This is a genomic window from Paenibacillus paridis (assembly GCF_006345825.1).
Classification (GTDB): domain Bacteria; phylum Bacillota; class Bacilli; order Paenibacillales; family Paenibacillaceae; genus Pristimantibacillus; species Pristimantibacillus paridis.
Genome location: NZ_VCIX01000087.1, coordinates 382,480 through 403,352 on the forward strand (window position 1 = coordinate 382,480; position 20,873 = coordinate 403,352).

15 protein-coding genes and 9 tRNA genes are annotated in these 20,873 nt (G+C 50.3%); 1 reads left to right on the forward strand and 23 read right to left on the reverse strand.

The features are described 5' to 3' along the window. Window positions 1-47: 47 nt before the first annotated feature. The 3 genes from FJQ58_RS17090 to FJQ58_RS17100 form a co-directional block, all read right to left on the reverse strand. Window positions 48-1,298, reverse strand: coding sequence for a M20 family metallo-hydrolase (locus tag FJQ58_RS17090; protein WP_139995547.1), 1,251 nt, complete (start codon window positions 1,296-1,298; stop codon window positions 48-50). 17 nt (window positions 1,299-1,315) lie between these two features. Beyond that, window positions 1,316-2,677, reverse strand: coding sequence for an aspartate aminotransferase family protein (locus FJQ58_RS17095; RefSeq protein WP_139995549.1), 1,362 nt, complete (start codon window positions 2,675-2,677; stop codon window positions 1,316-1,318). A 92-nt stretch (window positions 2,678-2,769) separates the two neighbouring features. Then, a complete protein-coding gene (locus tag FJQ58_RS17100) occupies window positions 2,770-3,069 on the reverse strand; it encodes a hypothetical protein (protein ID WP_139995551.1) in 300 nt (99 codons plus the stop codon). 111 nt (window positions 3,070-3,180) lie between these two features. Between FJQ58_RS17100 and yhbH the strand changes: the two genes are divergently transcribed. Continuing rightward, a complete protein-coding gene (gene yhbH / locus FJQ58_RS17105) occupies window positions 3,181-4,335 on the forward strand; it encodes a sporulation protein YhbH (protein ID WP_139995553.1) in 1,155 nt (384 codons plus the stop codon). Window positions 4,336-4,690: 355 nt separating this feature from the next. Here yhbH and FJQ58_RS17110 read toward each other — a convergent pair whose 3' ends face one another. From FJQ58_RS17110 to FJQ58_RS17205, 20 genes are all read right to left on the reverse strand, one after another. Next, window positions 4,691-5,926 (reverse strand): MFS transporter, encoded by a 1,236-nt coding sequence (locus FJQ58_RS17110; protein ID WP_139995555.1) that lies wholly within the window; start codon window positions 5,924-5,926, stop codon window positions 4,691-4,693. A 497-nt stretch (window positions 5,927-6,423) separates the two neighbouring features. After that, a complete protein-coding gene (locus FJQ58_RS17115) occupies window positions 6,424-6,657 on the reverse strand; it encodes a hypothetical protein (protein WP_139995557.1) in 234 nt (77 codons plus the stop codon). A gap of 115 nt (window positions 6,658-6,772) precedes the next feature. Further along, window positions 6,773-9,235, reverse strand: a complete 2,463-nt coding sequence (locus FJQ58_RS17120) for a hypothetical protein (RefSeq protein ID WP_139995559.1) — start codon at window positions 9,233-9,235, stop codon at window positions 6,773-6,775. 14 nt (window positions 9,236-9,249) lie between these two features. After that, the gene (locus FJQ58_RS17125) at window positions 9,250-9,564 is read right to left on the reverse strand and encodes a cupin domain-containing protein (protein WP_139995561.1); all 315 of its coding nucleotides are present in this window, start codon (window positions 9,562-9,564) and stop codon (window positions 9,250-9,252) included. Between the two features lie 13 nt (window positions 9,565-9,577). After that, window positions 9,578-11,743, reverse strand: a complete 2,166-nt coding sequence (locus tag FJQ58_RS17130; protein WP_139995563.1) for a heparinase II/III domain-containing protein — start codon at window positions 11,741-11,743, stop codon at window positions 9,578-9,580. A gap of 17 nt (window positions 11,744-11,760) precedes the next feature. After that, window positions 11,761-12,648: a carbohydrate ABC transporter permease gene (locus FJQ58_RS17135; protein WP_139995565.1), complete on the reverse strand. Its 888-nt coding sequence runs from the start codon at window positions 12,646-12,648 to the stop codon at window positions 11,761-11,763. Window positions 12,649-12,659: 11 nt separating this feature from the next. Then, window positions 12,660-13,559, reverse strand: coding sequence for a carbohydrate ABC transporter permease (locus tag FJQ58_RS17140; protein ID WP_139995567.1), 900 nt, complete (start codon window positions 13,557-13,559; stop codon window positions 12,660-12,662). A gap of 89 nt (window positions 13,560-13,648) precedes the next feature. Then, entirely contained in the window at window positions 13,649-15,052 is a 1,404-nt protein-coding gene (locus FJQ58_RS17145) for an ABC transporter substrate-binding protein (protein WP_139995569.1), read from the reverse strand. Between the two features lie 128 nt (window positions 15,053-15,180). Further along, the gene (locus FJQ58_RS17150) at window positions 15,181-16,794 is read right to left on the reverse strand and encodes a response regulator (protein WP_238404100.1); all 1,614 of its coding nucleotides are present in this window, start codon (window positions 16,792-16,794) and stop codon (window positions 15,181-15,183) included. A 13-nt stretch (window positions 16,795-16,807) separates the two neighbouring features. Beyond that, complete coding sequence (locus tag FJQ58_RS17155) at window positions 16,808-18,607, reverse strand: cache domain-containing sensor histidine kinase (RefSeq protein ID WP_238404102.1); 1,800 nt, start codon at window positions 18,605-18,607, stop codon at window positions 16,808-16,810. Between the two features lie 214 nt (window positions 18,608-18,821). Then, window positions 18,822-19,598, reverse strand: a complete 777-nt coding sequence (pdaA, locus tag FJQ58_RS17160) for a delta-lactam-biosynthetic de-N-acetylase (protein WP_139995575.1) — start codon at window positions 19,596-19,598, stop codon at window positions 18,822-18,824. A gap of 152 nt (window positions 19,599-19,750) precedes the next feature. Continuing rightward, window positions 19,751-19,827: transfer RNA gene (locus FJQ58_RS17165), tRNA-Pro, on the reverse strand. 8 nt (window positions 19,828-19,835) lie between these two features. Beyond that, window positions 19,836-19,911 (reverse strand) — tRNA-Thr (locus FJQ58_RS17170). A 75-nt stretch (window positions 19,912-19,986) separates the two neighbouring features. Then, window positions 19,987-20,062, reverse strand: a tRNA-Thr gene (locus FJQ58_RS17175). Window positions 20,063-20,136: 74 nt separating this feature from the next. After that, window positions 20,137-20,212, reverse strand: a tRNA-Thr gene (locus FJQ58_RS17180). Between the two features lie 78 nt (window positions 20,213-20,290). After that, window positions 20,291-20,367: transfer RNA gene (locus FJQ58_RS17185), tRNA-Met, on the reverse strand. 15 nt (window positions 20,368-20,382) lie between these two features. Continuing rightward, window positions 20,383-20,457 (reverse strand) — tRNA-Glu (locus FJQ58_RS17190). Window positions 20,458-20,467: 10 nt separating this feature from the next. Next, window positions 20,468-20,555, reverse strand: a tRNA-Ser gene (locus FJQ58_RS17195). 5 nt (window positions 20,556-20,560) lie between these two features. Further along, window positions 20,561-20,636, reverse strand: a tRNA-Asn gene (locus FJQ58_RS17200). 5 nt (window positions 20,637-20,641) lie between these two features. Beyond that, window positions 20,642-20,718 (reverse strand) — tRNA-Ile (locus FJQ58_RS17205). Window positions 20,719-20,873: the final 155 nt, after the last annotated feature.

Genomic DNA, 20,873 nt, shown 5'->3' on the forward strand with positions numbered 1-20,873 from the left:
CCCTCCTATAGGCTCACGATTTGGTGATACGTTTCCGGTCTTCACCGTTATTCGCTTAATCTTCTTGCTGTTCGGTACAGCAGCTGGGCGCCTAATTCAATATCCTTCGGAGATGAATACTCCTTCGGATTATGGCTGATCCCCTCTTTGCAGCGAACGAAAATCATGCCGTAGTCACATACATGGGACATAATGAGCGAATCATGGAAAGGTCCGCTCATTAGCTCGGGGGCCGTAAGCCCCAGCTCCGCAGCCTCCTCACGGATAAGCGCCCGCAGCTCGGGTGAGCAATAACGCGGATCGCTCTTTGTATCCTCTCGAATCGTGTAAGTTAAGCCATGCTCCAAGCAAACGGCATTCATGAGCGCAAGCAGCTGCTCCTCCAGCGCATTTCTTCTGGCCAGGTCCATATCACGGAAGTCGACGGTAAAGCTTGCCTTCTCCGGAATAATGTTGCGCGAATCCGGAAAAACCGATAACGAACCAACCGTGCCGACGGTAGGAGCATCCGGCTCCCTCGATGCCAGCTCATGCAGCCCAACGATCACCTTGGCACAGCCGACCAGCGCATCTTGCCTCATCGCCATCGGCACGGAGCCCGCATGTCCGGCAAAGCCAGTCATCTCTACCGTCCACCAAACCGGACCCGATATGCCACTTACGATGCCGACGGGTTCGCCCAGAGCCTCCAGTACCGGGCCTTGCTCGATATGAAGCTCCAGAAATGCGCCGATTCGTCCCTCCTCAAATACATAATGGTCATAGGCTTCCGGATGGCAACCAAAGGACACGAGCGCTTCCCTGCGGCTCACGCCGTTTTTGTCCGTCCGCTCCAATTCGCCCGCTTCCAGCCTTCCTGTCATTCCCCTGACACCGAATAACCCCTTATTGAACCTGCAGCCCTCTTCGTCGCAAAAGGCCACCACCTCGATATTCCTCGAAGGCCGAAATCCGCTTTCCACCATCGTCTGAACGGCTTCGATCGCGCCAAGCACACCGATGACGCCGTCATACCGTCCTCCATACGGCTGTGAATCGATGTGCGAGCCAAGCATTAATACCGGCGCCGCTCCATCACGTCCCTTCAGTACGCCGATGAGGTTGCCGAACGGGTCGATTCGCGCTTCCATTCCCGCTTCCGTCATCCAGCCCCGCACCAGTTCCACGCCGGCCCGGTCCTCCTTCGACAAGGCCAGGCGGCAGACGCCCGTATCGCCGATTTTTCCGATTAGCGCCAGCTCTGCGATCCGGCTGTGCAGCCTTTTGGAGTGGATGCCCGAGTCCCATTTTAAAGTCATCTGAATTCTCTCCTTTCTCAGCCTTCAAAAACCTGAAGCAGCGTGTCGGCGATAAATACGATTTCCTCATCCGTCGTCGACAAAGGAGGACTGAGCGTCAAAATATTCATAAAGCCCGGCACCGTATCGCCGTTTTTGCTAATGAGGAGCCCCTTTTGCTTGCAGCCCGCAATAATGGACGTAACCCTTGCCGCCGCCGCAGGCTCCTTCGTCTGCTTATCCTCTACCAGCTCAATGCCAATTGCCGAGCCAAAAATGCGCAGTTCGCCGACATGGGGATGCGCCTTCAGCGTCTTGATCCGGCGAAGCAGCTCCTTGCCGATATAAGCCGAACGGGCGACCAGCTCTTCCCGCTCCAATATTTCAATGTTTTTGAGCGCAACTGCGCAGGACACGGGATTGCCTCCGAACGTATTCACATGCCGAAAATGGCTGTCCGCCCCCGGCTCCTTGAAGCTGTCATACATTTCAGCCGACACGGCCGTAGCAGACAATGGAGAGTAGGCACTCGTCATCCCTTTAGCCATGGTTACCATGTCCGGCCGGACACCAAAGTTCTGATGCCCAAACTTCGCGCCTGAACGGCCGAAGCCGCATATCACCTCATCTACAATTAATAAAACGTCATGCTTGTCGCAAATCTCCCTCAGCTTGGGCAAATAATGGTCCGGCGGCACGATCATCCCCCCGCCCGTAATTGCCGGCTCAACGATAATGCCAGCGACAGAATCCGCCCCCTCCCAAATGATCGCGTCCTCATAGGCCTGCGCGCATTGCAGTTCGCAGGCTCCCCTTGTCTGGCCAAACGGACAGCGATAGCAATAAGGAGGAGGCACATGGGTGAAACCGGCGCCAAGCGGTTCATACTTCACCTTGCGCTGTGCTTGCCCCGTGGCGCTCAGAGCTCCCATCGAATTACCATGATAGGCGCGGTGGCGGGAGATGAACTTGTGCTTGGTAGCTTTGCCGCGCTGATAATGGTATTGGCGAGCGATTTTGAAGGCCACCTCATTGGCATCCGAGCCTGAATTCGAGAAAAAAATCCGGTACTCGCCCTCCAGCCAATCATTTAGCTTGGCAGCCAGCTCAATGGCAGGAACATGGGATTGTATAAGCGTCGAATAAGCGATCGTTTTCATCTGCTTTGCAGCCGCTTCGGCAATCTCTGCCCTTCCGTGGCCAACGTTGACGCACCATAGCCCGGACATGCCGTCCAAATAGCGGTTGCCGTCCATATCCGTAATCCAGCTGCCTTCCCCCGACACAATGACCATTGGATTCTCATTATGGGGAGAAATATGATGCCACAAAAACTTGCGATCCTTCTCCAGCAGAGCTTCCTTTGCTTCCGAATCCATTGCTGCCTCGTTTGCGCTCATAGCCTGCTTCTCCTCCTTCGCTCCCGCCGCTTCCATAATAGAGAGGAGCGCGGATGAGGTCATTCGCGACCCTTATAGACTAGCGTATGCGGCTACTTGGCCGCATCTTCCAAAATTGTTTTGCCGATGCCCGCAGCGAGATCTGGCTCCTTCTTGATTAGCCCATATTTTTGCGCGATATCCACGGACCGCGTCCCCATATCATCCCCAAACGAGCTTACCTGCGCTTCCGAGAAACCTTCCAGCTTCACTAGCTTGGCCCTTTCCATCAGCATCGTCCTCTGGTACTCCTTCGTCGTGCTGCCTTCCGTTACTGCACTTATCACGCCGAACCATATGCCAGGGAATGGCCCATTCGGTAGTTTGCTAGAAATGGACTTATTTTCCTTCACATAACCGCTCCGCTCTTGAATATATTGAGTAACAGACAAGAAAATAGCGAAGGTTGTCTTTATCGTTTCTTGCATGCCGATTGGTTAATTTAGTGGAATGAGGTGAGGGAAATGGAGTCAGAGCCGCTGTTTATTGTGTCCCGCGAGGACTGGTCGCTCCACCGCAAAGGCTATGAGGATCAAGCGCGACATCAGGAGAAGGTACACGAAGCAATTAAGCAAAACCTTCCCGATCTGGTTTCCGACGAGAGTATCGTGTTGTCCGATGGCAGACGTACGATTAAAGTTCCTATCAAAAGTCTGGACGAATCCCACTTTATATACAACTACAACAAGAAGCAGCACGTCGGACAAGGCGACGGCGATTCTCAGGTTGGCGATGTGCTTGGTGTCGACCCTCAAGCAGCTAAGGGACCGGGCAAAGGACAGGATGCTGGAGATCAGCCGGGCGAGGATGTCGTAGATACCGAAATCAGCATTGATCAGCTCGAGGATATGCTGTTTGAGGAGCTGGAGCTGCCTAATCTGGAGCAGAAGCAAAAGGATCAAATGCAATCGACGGAAATCGTGTTTCACGATATCCGCAAGAAGGGCATTATGTCCAATATTGACAAGAAACGGACGCTGATCGAAAATTTACGGCGCAACGCCAACGCCGGCAAAGCGGGGATTGGCGGCATATCCCCCGACGATCTCCGTTACAAAACCTGGAATGAGATCGTAAAGCCGCAATCAAACGCGGTCATTCTTGCGCTTATGGATACCTCAGGCAGTATGGGCTCCTTCGAAAAGTATTGCGCCCGCAGCTTCTTCTTCTGGATGACCCGGTTTCTGCGCCGAAAATACGAGCATGTCGAAATCGTATTTATCGCGCACCATACCGAAGCCAAGGAAGTCACGGAAGAGGAGTTTTTTAATCGCGGCGAAAGCGGCGGCACCATCTGCTCATCCGCCTACCAAAAAGCTATCGATATCATTGACAGCCGTTACCCGACCTCGAACTGGAATATCTATCCTTTCCACTTCTCTGATGGCGACAACCTAACTTCAGACAACGAGCGCTGCGTAAAGCTGATTGGCCAGCTTATGGAGCGAAGCAATATGTTCGGCTACGGCGAAGTGAACCAATACAACCGCAGCAGCACGCTAATGTCAGCTTACAAACACATTAACCACAAAAAGTTCATGTATTCGGTCATCAAGGAAAAAGGCGAGGTCTACAAAGCGCTCAAAACCTTCTTCTCCAAAAAAGCCAGCGGCACCTGATCAAAGCACAAAAATAAGCCGTCCGATTGGGTTTAACCCCATTTGGACGGCTTATTTTCTACTATTTTGTTCCACGAATCGTGTTCGTACCTCGGCCTTGCTATCCTGCACCTATGCAGGCTAGCGTCTGTTTTATCGCATTGTCAGTTGTCTATCCTGTACCCCGGCAATATAGACACCTCTTTTCGCCTAAGCACCGCTCATATCAGCCTATTCTGATGCATTCATACACTATAGCCGCACGGTTAAAGCAAAACAGGTGCTTGCAAATGCAAATGTGCAGGATAGCTGCACGACTCGGATAGTTAGTCAAGTTAGCAAAGATAGTCTAGTTAGCCCAGTTTGGCATTTGGCATCAGCTTGCAGTATCCGCAGCCTCTTCATCAAGATCAATCCCTTTGGTCTCTTTGCCAAAGAAGAGCACCGTTAGCGCGCCTATTACGATCGTTACAAAAAAGATCATAAATATAGACGAAATCGCAATATGCCTTGCAACCAGCATGCCGACAAGATAAGGTCCGATAATGCCCCCGACACGACCGAAGGAAGCGGCAAAACCCACGCCAGTCCCGCGAACCGCAGCCGGATACAGCTCCGGCGTATAGGCATACATGCCTCCCCATGCACCAAGGTTAAAGAAGGAGAGACAGATCCCCGCCGCGAGCAATACACCTTCCGTTTCTGCGCTGCCAAACCAGAGGGCGCTTCCCGCAGTAAGCAGTAAATAGACGACGAGAACAAATTTCCGCCCAAACTTCTCAATGAAGTAAGCTGCCGTAAAATAACCAGGCAACTGGGCGAGCGTCATAATCAGCACATATTGGAAGCTTTTGACCAAATCAAAGCCTTTCAGCACCATAACCGAAGGCAGCCACAGGAACATGCCGTAGTAGGAAAAAACGACCGTGAACCAAAGTATCCACAGCATGACCGTAGCTTTTCGGTAGCGTAATGACCATAGGGATCTCATTCTGTCACGCAAGCTCAACTTACGGCTCTCCTGTGCGTTGAAGCGCGGCGAGTCCTTAATGGCTCTTCTCAAATAGAGCGCAAACAGAGCGGGAACCGCTCCGAGAGCAAACGCCATGCGCCATCCATAATCCGGAATAATAAAGTAAGCAATCAAAGCCGCAAGTATCCAGCCGATTGCCCAGAAGCTCTCCAGCAAAACGACTGCCCTGCCGCGTTCCTTTACGGGAACCGACTCCGACACTAGCGTTGATGCTACGGGCAGCTCGCCTCCTAGCCCAAATCCTGCAACAAAACGAAGCGCGCATAATACGATGAATCCCCCCGCCAGTGCGGACAATCCACTAGCAATGGAAAAAATAAGCAATGTCCAAAGTAGAATGGCTCTGCGTCCATAGCGATCAGCCAACAAGCCCGATACGGCGGCACCGACAGCCATCCCGATCGAGTTGATTGCCATCAGTAAGCCAACCTGTTGCGCGCCAAGCTGCCATTCTACGGCCAAAGCAGCCACGATAAAAGAGATCATTCCGACCTCCATCGCATCAAACAGCCAACTAAGACCAGCGCTGAACAATAATTTTCTCTGCTTCGGTTCACGCAGCAATGTCATTTTACTCATATGAAAGCCCCTTATCCTATGCTCATGCTCTATTCACTAGGCAGCATTTCCTAATTATGCTCATATCCTACCCTATATTAACACGTTTTCAAAGTTTCTAATCGTTAAAGCTCTGATTCTAGTGTTGCCAAACCGGCAAAGCTTTAGCTCCTCATTAAGCATATCCGTGATCTTATACCTCATAAAAACTAGCTACTCTCACGCTGTAAGCACCTATAGGCTCTTACAGACACTTTTCCACCTCACACATACGCCGCTTTCCTGCCGTAAGCACACCTGTGTGCTTACAGCTCATAAAAACCCGCCACTCTCACGCTGTAAGCACCTATAGGCTCTTACAGACATTTTTACACCTCACACATCCGCCTCTTTCCTGCTGTAAGCACAACTGTGTGCTTACAGCTCAGTCACTCCAGCCCTCGTAAAGTGCAACAAAAAGAAGAGCGAATTCCATGGTTCATCAACCGTAGAGTTCGCTCTTCCTTCAATCAGCACTATTATGCCAAACTTTTATACCTTACCCAAAACAACACGCTGCAGCTCCGCTGCCATCCATTTATGGGCCGTTCGATTAGGTGATTGAAACGGTTAGCTAGATAGGAATGGATATCCTTCTCGCTAGCCTCCAGTTCATACCACACGGAATAGAAATCCACGACAGCCACCTTATGCTTCTCTGCAAGGTCAAGCAGAGCTTCGCGGTATCGCAGCAGCATTCCGTTCTCATGCAATTGAACAAATACTCCATTAATCCCTGGGTCACGCTATCTCCGAAAGAGACATACGTCACAGGAGCAGCATGGACATTGCCTGCTTTCTCAGCCAGCCGCATCCGAGCGTTCGAAGCTACGCGCCGTCATGCTTGGCCTCCACAAGTAAGATATCCCCTTCAATGCCCCATCTAACAAAATGCCATTGCTCACCAAGCGTCAAAGCCGGAGCACTCGGATGATCCGCAAAGTTTCTCACACCTTTAAATTGATCCGGACTGATTAAATGCCGATCACCGTCTCTATGGCGATGTGGACCATAGCCATTATACGTGCTTGGGTACAGAATCAGCTCCAGCTCGTAGCTGCCAATACTCAAGGCTGCCGGCAAAAGCAAGCGCCATGCCGTTCCCCAGCACCAGCCTAGCTCCTTTCCGTCAAGAAAGATTCTAGCTGCATCGGCCTGTACGTTGGCCAGCTGCAAGTAGCTCCCTTCGGCTGCCGTCTTCACCAAACGGATCTTCTTGCTAGCCCGGACAGGCAAGGCAGCAAATGGATAACCAGCGGCAACGAAGTCTGTTCCTTGTACCAAAGAAAACCTCTCTGGTGCAATAACAAAAGGACTCTCAGTTACCACTTGCCGCTCATCCTTATCTGTAAACGGGGTCCACGACAGCACAGCAAATTGCCCTTGAATAAATACGATCGGATTTTGCTCACCGCTGCCAAGCGGAACAATCTTAAAGACAACCGTTTGCTGAATGGATACAAACGAAACAGGAATAGCAACTCGAAATGGCTGGTCACCTGGAGAAGCTGATCCCCACTCCGAAATGCAATGACCATTAACCCAAATCTCCTGTACAGGGTCATGAAGCAGAAGCGACAGCCCTTCCTGCTCGTCAACATTTGCCGGCTTCTCCGGCATTTCCAAACGAATTTCTGCCGATAAGCTGCCATCCTCATTGCGCTGTAGCTCCAACAGCAGCTGATTCAGCTCCGGCGGAACGATCTTCCACGAAGACTGCTCCGGCCGAATCACGCTGCGTCCATCGGCCTTGCCTTCAGCTCTAGAAACCGAAAACGCCTCCTGCCAAGTATCCGTGTAAAGAAGCTTCACGCCAGCCGCACGCAGCTTGTTCTCCTGCTCCTGATCACGCCACAGGCATCCATCCGCGAGGAGCATACAGTCATATTCACGCTGCCCGATCCGCAGCTTCCCGCCTTCAAGCACGCCGTCCTCTTCAACAACCCGCTCCTCCGACAGCTCGTAATGAAGGCCTAAGGCATGACATGCATCCACCAGCTCAAGCAAAGCCCTACTCAAATGAGCAGAAGCATCATCCGGCATCGACGTTCCATTATGCTCATTCATCTGCATCGCTCCCTGCGGGAGAAAAGAAGCCATAATACCGCGTGTTGGCGTAATAATTAATACTTCGGGCGTTTTTCTCAAGTCCGGCAGCAGCGCAGCCTTCTTTTGCAAAGAAGCAAGCAATGCCGGAAAGGCATCTCTCCAGCTCATATGGCTTGGCATAGACGGGGGCCAATCACGGATGGCTTCAGATTTCAGCTTCAGCTGATTCAAATGAAAAACAAATTGATGGATGCCATGCCCTGCCAGCCACAAAACATAATTCTCGAAGGTTTCCGGCGATACGCCCCAGCCTCCGCCGCCCATCGCTTCGACAAGACAGCCTTGCCTGCCCTGCTGGACAGCTACAGAGTGTGCTATTCTCGGATAAAAATGATTCCCCGGAAACCGCTCAAGCGCATCGATGGCAGGCGTCTCGATTCCCTTCAATACTTGAAAGCAGGAGCCGCTGTAGGACAGCTGAAAATACGGGTTTTCTTCGCCCTTGAGATGCGCCGTAAAGCGCTTGCCATAAGCTTCGCACCAAGCGGATATTGGCTCGTAGAAATTTTCCGTAATCGCATCCGTCAGCATCTCCCAGTAGCGCACGCGAACACGCGGATGGCCTTCCCCATCGTTGAAGAGAAGCGGCAGCACTGGAAGCAGCGCTTCGCCATGCTTTTGCTCGTAGATTAACGGAAACTGCTCATCCCAGGGCAAAGCCCCGGTTTTCACTGTAATCCCGTGCCCGTCAAGAAAAGCGACCTCATCGGAGAAGAAGCCGGTGACATAATCAAACGCTGCCGATGCAAGCCCCTTCCGGTAGCCCTCATGCGTAAATGAAATAAACTGCTCTGTCGCCCGGCGGTCGAAAGAGGATACCGCCGTTTTGGAGCCAAACGCGATCTCGCCCTCATCCTCTGAGTTAAGCTTCCACTCCACCCAATGACACCTTGAGTCTGGTAGACGAGCGAGCACTTCGCCTCCGGCCGTACCGGATGGCCAGCCGTTCTCGTCATAAATCCAGAACGTCATTTCAATCTTTTTTGCATACAAAATAAGCTCGGAAACGGTAGCCAAATACTCCGTGCCCATATAATCTGGCTGATTCGGATAGAAACGCGGATGAAAGACGACTCCCGTCATGCCAGCAGCCTTTAAATCATCCAGCTGCCTCGTTAGCTCTTCCAGCCGCAAAGCATCATTAATGGCCCATAGGCTAAGAAATTCCAGCCGATTCAACATGCTTGCCCACACCTTTACTTAATCAAATCATCGCGCAGCGGCGTGAAGGAATCGAGCAGTGCCGAGGCTTCCAGTGCCGTTACCCCGTGCCTTGCCCCGCTTGGTATGACGACAGACTCCCCTTGCCGAATCACTTGCTTCTCGCCGTCAATCGTAAATTCAATAGCGCCCTTTAAGCAATAGCTTAACTGTTCGTGCGGGTGAGCATGCTCATAACCAACCGCACCAGGCTCAAAATGCACCTCCATCAGCATTAACGTTTTGCCCGGCTGCAAAATTTTGCGTGTAACGCCAGGCTCTGCATTTTCCCATACTCCGATATTGCTCATCCGATTTCCTCCTTTAGCTTCTACCATCCCATTTATTCAGCTGGGCGCCACTTTCCGCCCACACCAGTGAGTACTCATCTTGGACTCCATTTGTAGTGATCGCAATTCGGAAGCTCTGATCCGGCATTTCCGTAATTTCCAATGTTTCTGTTTTCACTGCTGTTTCAGCGGTTTCATCCAGCGCTGCCCCTGCGGACACCGCCTCTTGATCCAGCTCATAAACCAGCACTTGCGCAAAAATGATCGTTTCGCCGGTTTTGATCTGCATAATCATGGAGGTCCGGTCCCGATCTGGCGGATTGTCCGGCGTCAAGGCCGAATAAATCTGAGCAGGCTGGGAGCTCCACAAATGCTGTTTCAAGCTTCCCTTCTCCATTTTATAGCGAAAAGATAGCGCTTCTTCGGGAATTTCCCCAGCAGCAAGCCTTTTTTTCTGCTTCAACCATTGCTGGTCAAGCCTGCTTAAGTTGACGTCTGTCGACTGCCATACCTTCTCCTCATCCACTTCCAGCATCCCGCTAAAATGATTCATCCAGCTCACTTCCCGCCGTCCGTTCATGTCCACCTTAACCATATCAAGCAAATAATGCTCAGTCAGCACATTGATTCTTCTAATCGAGGCTCCTCCGTAAGCTTGGAGATCCCACGGACTAAGCTCCGGGGGCAATATAATTCTGCCCTTCATCTCGTACTCTTCCGTTTTCCAATCTACTGCTGTTTCCGTCCATATCCCCCAAGGGAGCTGCTCCAGGCATAGAACCCGCCCATCAGCCGGAGGCTGGTCGGCACCATTCAGGGACACCGTATTATGCGAAAAAGTGTGCTTAAACCACCCATAATGCGCAGGCACACCGTATGCGGTCGTGCCTGGATCAACAAGCAGCGGGATCTCCCCGCATACGACGGACAAGCCCAAACGGTCCATATGGTCATGCTCGCCGCCGAACTTGCTGTGCTTAACGATCACCTGCCAGCGCTTGGCGTTGACCAGCTTCGTAATTCCGCTTACTGGCAGCGAAACCGAACGATGCGAAGCCTTCCACAGCTGTCCGCTTTCCGAAGAGTCTGCCGGCGCAAGCTCACAACCGAACAATAAAGCCAGAACTGAGTCTCGTTCCACTGTCTTCACACCTGCAAACGCGGTTTCCGCCCACGGCGTACCATAGGCTGTATTCAGCAGCGAGCGATAGAGCTCATCACCGAAAATATCCAGAGCTATTTCATAAAATGGCGCATAAGAATGAATGCCCTCCGCGCTCCCCGCATCATTAAACGAAGGCATAAAGCCATTGGGCAATATCCAGTTAACCGGATAATCAAACATCGATTGGAGGCCGGGCGCCTGCCAAATATCCCAAGGCGTGCCTTCGGCCATAAGCGCGTAATTCAGCAGCGATTTGAACGCGTAAAAATGATACTGCACATTGCCCTCGTACCATAGCCCGTCAGCAAAGCGGCCTCGCTGAAGTTGGTCATGCAGTCCATACTCTCCGGAAAGTCCGGCATCGATAATCTTCTCATCGCCGAGCAATATACCAAGCGACGCAATCGCGGAAGTAATCAGCACCGCATGATTATGAATCTGTTCCTCTTTATGTGCGATGAGAAAACGGACGCAAGGCTCCAGCAAGCCTTGACGGATATGCGACTCTTCTTCAGCGGTCAACGATGCCCGGATGAATTGAAACCCTACGGACAAATCAATGATCCAATGCGCTTCGTCAAGTGTCTGGGCAAACAGCTTGCCCGGTCCGTTATATGGAATGTTCCCGTGAATCTCATACCCTCCGTATTCGTCTGCGTAAGACATCAGAAACTGCTTCGTTCGGCGGAGCAGCGCTTCATCCGGCTCGATCGCGTTAAGCAGCGCCATATGATAAACCGCGCGTCCTATATTCGCATGTACAATTGACGTCCATGCGGAGTCAAAGGGCTCTCCCTTCCAAACGGTGCCACACACGGGGCAGCTATGCGCGGATGGCTTCTGCCAATCAAAGGCAAGCCTTGCTCCGTCATGATGACAATAGTAATAATGCGTCCATTCCCCATACTCCGCTGAGCCTATTGCGTACGATATCCGGGATGCTTCTTCGGCGTCCTGCCGCAGCAGCCGCATGGCTGCCTCGAACTGTGGAAGCAACGCATTCGCTCTCATTTTTGCTAGCCGTTTATCATTCATGATGAATGCCTCTTTTCCTACCCTTTCAGTGATCCTGCTGTCATCTGCATAAACGATTTATTAGCGAGCATGTAGACGATAAGCAGCGGTAAAATCGACAAGCAAGCCCCTGCCAGCATATAATGCGTCTGTACAGCCGCCGATGCTCCATAGCGCAGGTAGGAGAGTCCCACCGTCAAGGTCTGGAGCTCAGGCGTATTCATCGTAAACACGAGTGGCCTTAAATATTCGTTCCACGCCCCGCAGAAAGTGAACAGCGCGCCAACTCCAAGACCCGGTCTAAGCAGCGGCAAAATAATTTTCCAGAAGATGCCCGCATTCGAGCAGCCGTCAATCCGTGCCGCTTCATCCAGCTCTCTCGAGATCCCCTTCAAGAAGCTAAGCAGGATGAAAAAAATATAAGCGTGGCCGCTGATCAAAATCAAAATGACGCCCCATAACGAGGTATGCAAATGCAGCTTGATCATCAGCTCGTATTGCGGCCGGATAACGACCGCTCCAATGGAGATAAACATCGTCGACGCCTGAATGGCAACAAACAAAGCCTTGCCCGGAAAATTCATCCGTTCCACGACATACGCAGCCATCGATGCAACGATAAGCGTACCGATCGTTGTCATGCCGCTAAGCATAAGGCTGTTCCAGGTAAAGCGGGAGAAATTCGCTTGCACCCAAGCTTCCGCATAGTTTTCAATATGCCAGACCGAGGGCAAAATATTGCCGCCCGTAGAGATCTCCGCATTGGACATAAATGAGCCGAACAACGTAACGACTATAGGAAACAAGATCAGGAGCGCCGTTGCAATCAGGAAAATCCAGAGCAGCAGCTGCCCGCCTAATTTTCCCGTGCGAAGCGGTTTTGGTTTCTTGTTCGTTTGGACATGGGGTATAACTTCCGTCTTCATAGCATCCTCCCTTATTGCATTTTATTCATACGATTGGACAGCACATGGTAGACTAGCGTGATAATGCCTACAATAACGGCTGTTGTGAAGCCGACCGCACTGCCATAACCGAATTGCTGGTCAACGACCGCACCGGAGGAAGGCGTCGGGAAAAATAGCTTATACACGTATAAGTACATGACTTCGGTCTTTCCAATCGGGCCGCCCTCGGTCAGCACCATAATCGTTTCATAGCCTTTAAGCGAATTAATAATCGCTAGCATAATGACAATTTGCAGTACAGGCCCAAGCATTGGAATCGTCAAATACCAAAACTGCTGCCTTTTGTTCGCTCCATCAAGCGACGCACTCTCATAAACGTCATTCGGGATATTCTGAAGCCCAGCCAAGAACAACAGCATATAGTTGCCCACTGCCCCCCAAATGGCAATAATAATCGTAGTCATCATTGCGTTCTTCGGTCCAAGCCAGTCAATTCGTTCAGAGATAATATGAAACTTGAGCAAATACTGATTCAATACTCCGTTATACGAATTAAAAATAATAAAGAATACAACCGCCATAACCGCGGAGCTGATAATCGTAGGCATAAAATAGATCGCACGCAGCAAATTACGGCCTTTAAGCTTCTGGTTCAAAATAACGGCTAACAAAAGGCACAGCGGTATCGTTACGATCAGCTTCCCGCCTGCGTAAATGAACGTATTCACCACCGAGTCCCAGTACTGGGTATCGGCAAGCAGCCTGCGGAAATTGTACAAGCCGGTAAACCTTGCCTCGCCGTAGCCTTTATAATCATAGAACATATACCGGATGGCCCAGCCTAGCGGATAGATGCCGAGCACAACCGTTAGCAGCAGGCTTGGAAATAAAAAGAGATAAGAAAAACCCATTTGACGCGCTTTGTTCATCGTTTCCACTCCCGTACACTCTGTCTTTGGGGAAAGCAAAGGGTGGAGTCTGCACTCCACCCCGCATTGCCGTTCCTATCGCGAAGCCTTTAGTTCGCGCCCAGCTTCGTTGGATCAAAATCCGGTTTCGCTACCGTTGTCACATCGCCGCTCGCAATCGCTTTATCAAGCGCGGCATTGTATCTCTTATTCAGGTCCTGAATGATCGCATCCAAATCCCCGTCACCTAGCATATATTTGAAGAATGCATCATTGTACTTAATGCCCTCGATCGTAACAGCCGGGCTTAACGGCCATGTAGCGTCATTGTCGTTCGGCAGGAAGCCCTCAATGCCATTGATGTCCGGCTTCGCGGCAACTGCCGAAATCGAAGGCACCATGGAAATGCCGAAGCCTTTTTCATGATAGGTTTTCAAAATTTCGTCGCCGTACATATATTCCATGAACTTCCATGCTGCTTCTTGGTTTTTGGAAGAGCTGCTGAGCGCCAGCCACTGGCCGCCAAGGAACGAGCTCGCTCCTTTGACCGTACCGTCAATCGTAGGAACAGGTGCCGCAGCCCAATCGATTTTCGCTGGGAATTGGTTTTTGTAGACGCCCGGCTCGGATGAGAAGGAAATATACATGCCAAGCTTGCCTTCTGCAAACTGCGCGCGCAGCGGATCAATATCAAGAGATTCCATGCCCGGCAGCGTGCTGCCGTCGTCATACATTTGTTTGAAGGATTGAATGATTTCCTTGAAGCCTGCGAAATCGAATCTTCCGGTTTTAAAATCATAGCCGAAGCCGCCGTAGCCGCTAACTTCAGCAATGACGCGTGCAGATCGTCCAAACGCGCTGTCTGCGTTTTTGAAGTTTTGCGCGAAGCCATATGCGCCGTCTGCCTTGCCTACTTCCGTAATTTTCTTAGCGGCGTCAACCATTTCTGCTAGGCTTGTCGGAGGAGCTGCGATGCCCGCTTTGGCGAACAGATCCTTGTTATACACCAGCCTTAAGGTAGAGCCATAGTTAGGCAGACTGTACATTTTGCCATCGATTTGGTTAAAGTCCTGAATGACCGGAAACTGCTGCTTCATCTGCTCTGTCATCAAGCCATCGATCGGGGCAAGGTAGCCCTTCGTCACGTAAGTCTTGATTGTGTTCTCCTTAACCCTGAACAAATCCGGCGCTTGTCCGGAAGCGAAGGCCAGGTCAATCGCCTGGTCGTAATCATCCGTCTTCACGACCATTTCTACCTCGATGTTGCCCGGGTTTGTTTCATTAAAGCTTTGTACGACCTCCTTGATATAATCCATATCATGGCGATCGCCGGTCCAATAAACGATTTTTGTCTTTTTGTCGTTTTTGGCCGGGGTTGTTGCGCCATCCGTTTCAACCGGCTTGTTGGAAGCCCCGCTCTCCGTTCCTGGCGAATTGTTGTTTGTGCTTCCGCAGGCTGCCAGTGACACGGCAAGGAATGAGCTGAGCACGACCGTTCCGATTTTTTTGTACATTGGTAATCCTCCCTTTGTAGGTGTATCCGTTTGCTTGCTTCTTAACTATAAGAGATCAAGCCCCGATAGGTAATGCGGCTACCTTGCGAATAGGGGCAGATATTTCATGATTTTCAAAAATCGAGCTTCTACGACTTGGACGACCTTCCTAAGGAGATTTCCTTAAACTCCGTCGGCGTCAGGCCGGTCTGCTTCTTGAACACCTCGCTAAAATAGCGCCGATGCTCATAACCAAGCTCCTGAGCGATTTCCTGCACCTGAAAATCCTCGATAAGCATCGACTTCGCCCGCTCGATTTTAGCTTGCGTAACGAATTGCTGGAAGGTTGTACCCGACACTTTCTTGAATAGATTTGAATAATAGCCCCAGCTCAAATTGGCCTGTCTGGCGCAATGCTCCAAAGTCAGGTCCAGCTGCAAATGCGATTTAATATAATCGATGGACCGATAAATAATTTTTTGCGATTCGCTCGCCCTCTCTTTATCAATCAGCCTGCAGCCAATATCGCAAAGCTCCGTCAGCCATTGCCGATAGTCCTGCAGCGACGAGCGGCTTCCGCTTCTCGCCTCCTGTACCTTCGACTCAAATTCGTTCAGGCTGCTGCGCGGGAACTTCTCAAGCAGCACCCTCAGCATTCTAAGGGACAAGCCATGGAAGAGATGCTCGACGTCACTTGGCTCGGGAAGCACGGCAGAGCTCTGCATTTCATCAAATATGGAAGCAAGCCACTCCAGCGTCTTCTCCTTATTGCCTGAGCGGAAGCCAAATAAAAATTCATTTTCGCTCTCGGCCGTATAGATCCATCCAGCGGCGCTGTCCTGCGTCTCCTGCTGGGTACTAAACGCGCCATTGCCTCCGGTATAGAAATGATAAGACAAGGCGCTGAGCGCCTGCTGGTAGCTCTTCGGCAGCTCGCGTACGCTTGAAGCCTCTGGTCCAATACCGATGGAGATCGTAAACTTCGTATAGCTGGCGATATTTTCGCAGCAAGCGTCGGCAATGCGCATCAAGCGCTCCCCGGGCTGCGCCTGCATAATGCAGACGTAGCGGTTAAGCGCCTCCCGGAAAATAACCGCCGAGGCATGCTCCTTCATCGTCTCCTCGACGATATTTTGCAAAGAGAATCGCGCCAGCTCCAGCTCCTTCACGACCAACCCCCCGTATTTGTCTGTGAACTGGTCAATCTGAATGACCATGACAGCAAGGGGAGCCTGCAAGGGCGGCAGGTCCAGAAATGCCCACCACTCGACAAGGTCCGCCTCTTCGGTCTGATGATGGACGAGGAGCGACATATACTCCTGCCGGAGTGCAGGCAGGCTTTCCTTAATCTTTTTCTCCAGCCCTATGACATGCGTACGGTCCCGTTTTTCTTGCTCCCATGCTTCCTTCGCCTTTAAGACAACCTTGATGATATCGTCAATCGCAAACGGTTTTTTCACATAATCCAGCGCGCCGTATTGAATCGCTTTCTTCGCATATTCAAAATCGGTGTAAGCGCTCAAAATAATAATCTTGCTATGTGGCAGCACTTCCACGATGCTGCGCGTCATTTCAAGCCCGTCCATCTTCGGCATCCGAATGTCGGTCAAAATAATGTCCGGTGACGTCTGCTTAATGACCGCTAGTCCCTCCTCGCCATTTGTAGCGCTTCCCACGACCTCAATCCCGTGCTCCGACCAAGGGATTTTATTTTTCAGCATATCCACTACGCTTCTAATATCGTCTACTATGCACAATTTCACCGGTTGCCCCATGTTATCCCAACCCTTCTGTCTGCTTCGGAATCCAAATCTCAATCCGGGCCCCGCCACGATCGTTGTTGCTGATGATCATGCGCTGCTGGTCGCCGTAATACAGCTGGAGACGATGATAAATATTGCGAAGGGCATAGCCCTCATCTATCGTTGTCGGATGAATAATCGAAGCCATTAGCTGCTCGGGAACGAGCCCAGTTCCATTATCCTCGACCGTCAAATGCAGCCATTCCTCTTCCGATTGCGCGTTAATATAAATTTCGCCGCCTGTTTCGCGATCTTGAAAACCGTGTAAAATGCTGTTTTCCACAAGCGGTTGAATGACGACTTTCGGAATCCCGCAGGCAAGCAGCTCCGGCTGCACCTCAATATGGCAAACGAACAGCTCCTCATAGGAAATCTGTTGAATCGCTAAATATTGTCGGACATGATCAAGCTCATCCTCCAGCGTAATTAAGTCTCGGCCACCGCTGAGGCTAAGCTGAAACATTTGGGATAAAGCCAAAATCATCTCATTGACGTCCTTATTCTCACCCAGCACCGATTTGCAATAAATCGTATTCAGCGTGTTGTAAAAAAAATGAGGATCCATCTGTGCAGAAAGGGCTTTGATCTCAGCCTTTCGCTTCTCACTCTCCCGTACCTTGACGTCTTCAATCAGCTGCTTGATTTCGTCGAGCATCCGGTTAAAGCGGAATCCCACCTGCGACACTTCATCCTTAAATTCGCTTTCAAATCGCACATTCAGGTCATTTTCTTCTACTCGTTTCATCAATCGTTGCAGACTGAACAGCGGCTTTAGCAGCAGATAAATCATATTATTGGCGATAAACAAAGACAGGACCATAAAGCCGAGTATGACGTAAATCGTTGCTTTCTTGATCCCGTTCAGCTTGGCCAGCAGATCGCTCTTGGATTGAATCCCGACGATCATCCAGTCATCCTTGACCTCCAGCTTGGCGTAATTGACCAAGTATTCCTTTTGTTTGTCTTTATAAAAAAACGAGCCCATCATTTCATCGGTTAACTGCTGTGTGAACGCTGGATGCTTCGTTAACTGATCCTCCTGGCTCGATCGACTATCCAAATTCACATCCTCGCCCACCGAATCCACAAAATAATATTGTTTCTCCGCGGTCGACAGATTCTCCATAAATAGCTCGTACAAATCGTCCTGCTTCACATTAATGACGACATACACGTCCGAACGCTTCTCGCCCAGCTCATTAACTCCTTCTACAACAAGGGAAATGACATCCTGCTTGTCCATAAAGAATGGATCCTTATGCCCTTTCGTCCAAAAGCCTCGTTTCAATTCCTTAAAATGTGTATACAGCTCCGACTCATAAAAAGAGTACGATGTGTCCCGCACATTGGACGTATGATAATAATCACCGATTGGCGAAGCAATCAGAATGCTGTCAATCATGGAATCATTAAATCTGACCTGCGAGAAAACAGCCTGCAGCGAAGTCCACGTATTGTAATAGTGGTCTCTGTCATTGTTTTGCGCATCGGTCATCACCTGCTTGAACGGGTCGCTGAACATGAGTGACCGAACGGCAATGCCAATGTTCTTGAGCCGTTCATTTACAATTTGGGCAGATTGGTTAACCGTGTCCTGACTCGTTTTGAGCGCATTTCTCTGTATTTCCATCGAGGCAATCCAATAAGCAATCCCGCCCGTTGCCGTAAGGCCGAACATGATTAAAACGATAAAGGTAAACCATATTCGATGCTTGAGTGAAAGAGAATAAAATAGCTTTTTACTAAATGCACCCCAATTTTGTTTGCTGAACATCCTCATTCACCTCTCATCGCCAAAATGGGCTTAGACACACTCTTCTTTATTATAATGATAGTCAAAAATGCTAAACATGCGGTAAAGCACGGAATGAGGGCAGATATTTAAAGGTCTTTACACCGCTCTTGAAAAGCATAATCGTTCGATATAACAAAAAAACCTCAACCCCTGTAATGAGGTTAAGGCTTTTGCTCCTACTTTGCTAGATATTTCATTCACTGCCGAGTTGGTCAAGATTTTTAAATAAGTATCCTTGCCTGCGGGCCTCGTCAATAATTGTGCCAAGCGCCTCGGTATTGTCTTTGGAAACGGAATGCAGCAAAATAATCGCACCGGGATGAAGCTGCTTCACAACCTCGTTGTAGGCATATTGTGATCCCCTTTGCGCATTCACATCCCAGTCCTTGTAAGCCACTGACCAAAATACATTGGTATAACCGAATTGCTTGCTCGCCGCAAGTACTCGTTCGCTGAATATGCCTCTAGGGGGGCGAAGATACTTCATTTCCTTTTGGCCCGTCAGTAGCTCTACCTGCTCCTTAACCTTATCTAGCTCAGTCTTGATATTCGCCTCCGAGAGCGTGGACATATCCGGATGACTCCAGGAATGGTTGCCCACGATATGGCCTTCCAGCACCATCCGCTTCAACAGCTCAGGCTGGTCCTTTACATAATGACCCGTCACAAAAAAGGCCGCTGGCACCTGCTTCTCTTTTAGTACATCAAGAATGCGTGGCGTGTAACCATTTTCGTAGCCGTTATCGAATGTAAGGTAAAGCTCCTTTTGCGACGTATCCCCAAGAAATAAGGCGCCGTGCTTGGTCACAATAGGTTTGAAGCCTTCTTCATCGATGGAAGGCAGCCTTCCTTCCACGCTTTTCTTAAATCCGAAGTGATATACTCCCGGCTGTCCGAATGCCGTAGCAGGGTGAATTAAACCCCATACGATCACGACAAGCAAAACAGCGATACGACCCCTTTGCTTCAACAGTAAAGCCTCCTTATTCAATGAAGTGAATTGCACGCCATCGGCATATTGCGCTTATATTTCCCCATAAACGCATAAAAAAACCGCCATTTCCATAAGTCCAGCGGACTTCGAAAATAGCGGTTTATGTTATCGATCATTTCATTAAAAGATGGTCGGGACGACACGATTTGAACATGCGACCCCCTGGTCCCAAACCAGGTGCTCTACCAAGCTGAGCTACGTCCCGAGAAAAGATGGTGCCGTCGAGAGGACTTGAACCCCCAACCTACTGATTACAAGTCAGTTGCTCTACCAGTTGAGCTACAACGGCACATTGATGATGTCCACCAATGCTGGTGGTTTTTGATGCTTGCTTGATAAGAAACAAGTGCATCTTAAGAAAAAATGGTGCCGTCGAGAGGACTTGAACCCCCAACCTACTGATTACAAGTCAGTTGCTCTACCAGTTGAGCTACAACGGCGTAACGGTTATGTCTACCAAGGCGGTAGTTTTGATGCTTGCCTGATACGAATCAAGGAGCATCTTAAGAAAAAATGGTGCCGTCGAGAGGACTTGAACCCCCAACCTACTGATTACAAGTCAGTTGCTCTACCAGTTGAGCTACAACGGCATATGAATTTTTTGCACCATGTACAGGTGATTTGGTTGCGGGGGCANTATGAATTTTTTGCACCATGTACAGGTGATTTGGTTGCGGGGGCAGGATTTGAACCTGCGGCCTTCGGGTTATGAGCCCGACGAGCTACCGGGCTGCTCCACCCCGCGTCGTTAAAGAAAATATGGTGACCCGTAGGGGACTCGAACCCCTGTTACCTCCGTGAAAGGGAGGTGTCTTAACCACTTGACCAACGGGCCTTATTTGGAACGGAGAGAGAGGGATTCGAACCCTCGCACCACTTACGCAGTCTAACCCCTTAGCAGAGGGTCCCCTTGAGCCACTTGGGTATCTCTCCAAACTTGGCTCCCCGAACAGGACTCGAACCTGTGACAACTCGATTAACAGTCGAGTGCTCTACCAACTGAGCTATCAGGGAAAATATGGTGGGCCTTAGTGGACTCGAACCACCGACCTCACCCTTATCAGGGGTGCGCTCTAACCAGCTGAGCTAAAGGCCCTAAGCATAAACATAAATCTTATGTAAGATCATTTGTTTATAATCAGGTAATCAAGTTGCGCCCTGAAAACTGGATACGAAAGATTAGGCTTGCTGAAGCCTTGTTGCTGCTGTCTACCGGATGTATGGGTCACAGTAAACGTGTTTAGGATAAGC

What these genes read in the sequence shown, in the direction of transcription:
- FJQ58_RS17090 (WP_139995547.1), bottom strand. Translation starts at nt 1,298, where the DNA reads ATGACTTTAAAATGGGACTCGGGCATCCACTCCAAAAGGCTGCACAGC.
- FJQ58_RS17095 (WP_139995549.1), bottom strand. Translation starts at nt 2,677, where the DNA reads ATGAGCGCAAACGAGGCAGCAATGGATTCGGAAGCAAAGGAAGCTCTG.
- yhbH (WP_139995553.1), top strand. Translation starts at nt 3,181, where the DNA reads ATGGAGTCAGAGCCGCTGTTTATTGTGTCCCGCGAGGACTGGTCGCTC.
- FJQ58_RS17110 (WP_139995555.1), bottom strand. Translation starts at nt 5,926, where the DNA reads ATGAGTAAAATGACATTGCTGCGTGAACCGAAGCAGAGAAAATTATTG.
- FJQ58_RS17120 (WP_139995559.1), bottom strand. Translation starts at nt 9,235, where the DNA reads ATGTTGAATCGGCTGGAATTTCTTAGCCTATGGGCCATTAATGATGCT.
- FJQ58_RS17125 (WP_139995561.1), bottom strand. Translation starts at nt 9,564, where the DNA reads ATGAGCAATATCGGAGTATGGGAAAATGCAGAGCCTGGCGTTACACGC.
- FJQ58_RS17130 (WP_139995563.1), bottom strand. Translation starts at nt 11,743, where the DNA reads ATGAATGATAAACGGCTAGCAAAAATGAGAGCGAATGCGTTGCTTCCA.
- FJQ58_RS17135 (WP_139995565.1), bottom strand. Translation starts at nt 12,648, where the DNA reads ATGAAGACGGAAGTTATACCCCATGTCCAAACGAACAAGAAACCAAAA.
- FJQ58_RS17140 (WP_139995567.1), bottom strand. Translation starts at nt 13,559, where the DNA reads ATGAACAAAGCGCGTCAAATGGGTTTTTCTTATCTCTTTTTATTTCCA.
- FJQ58_RS17145 (WP_139995569.1), bottom strand. Translation starts at nt 15,052, where the DNA reads ATGTACAAAAAAATCGGAACGGTCGTGCTCAGCTCATTCCTTGCCGTG.
- FJQ58_RS17155 (WP_238404102.1), bottom strand. Translation starts at nt 18,607, where the DNA reads ATGTTCAGCAAACAAAATTGGGGTGCATTTAGTAAAAAGCTATTTTAT.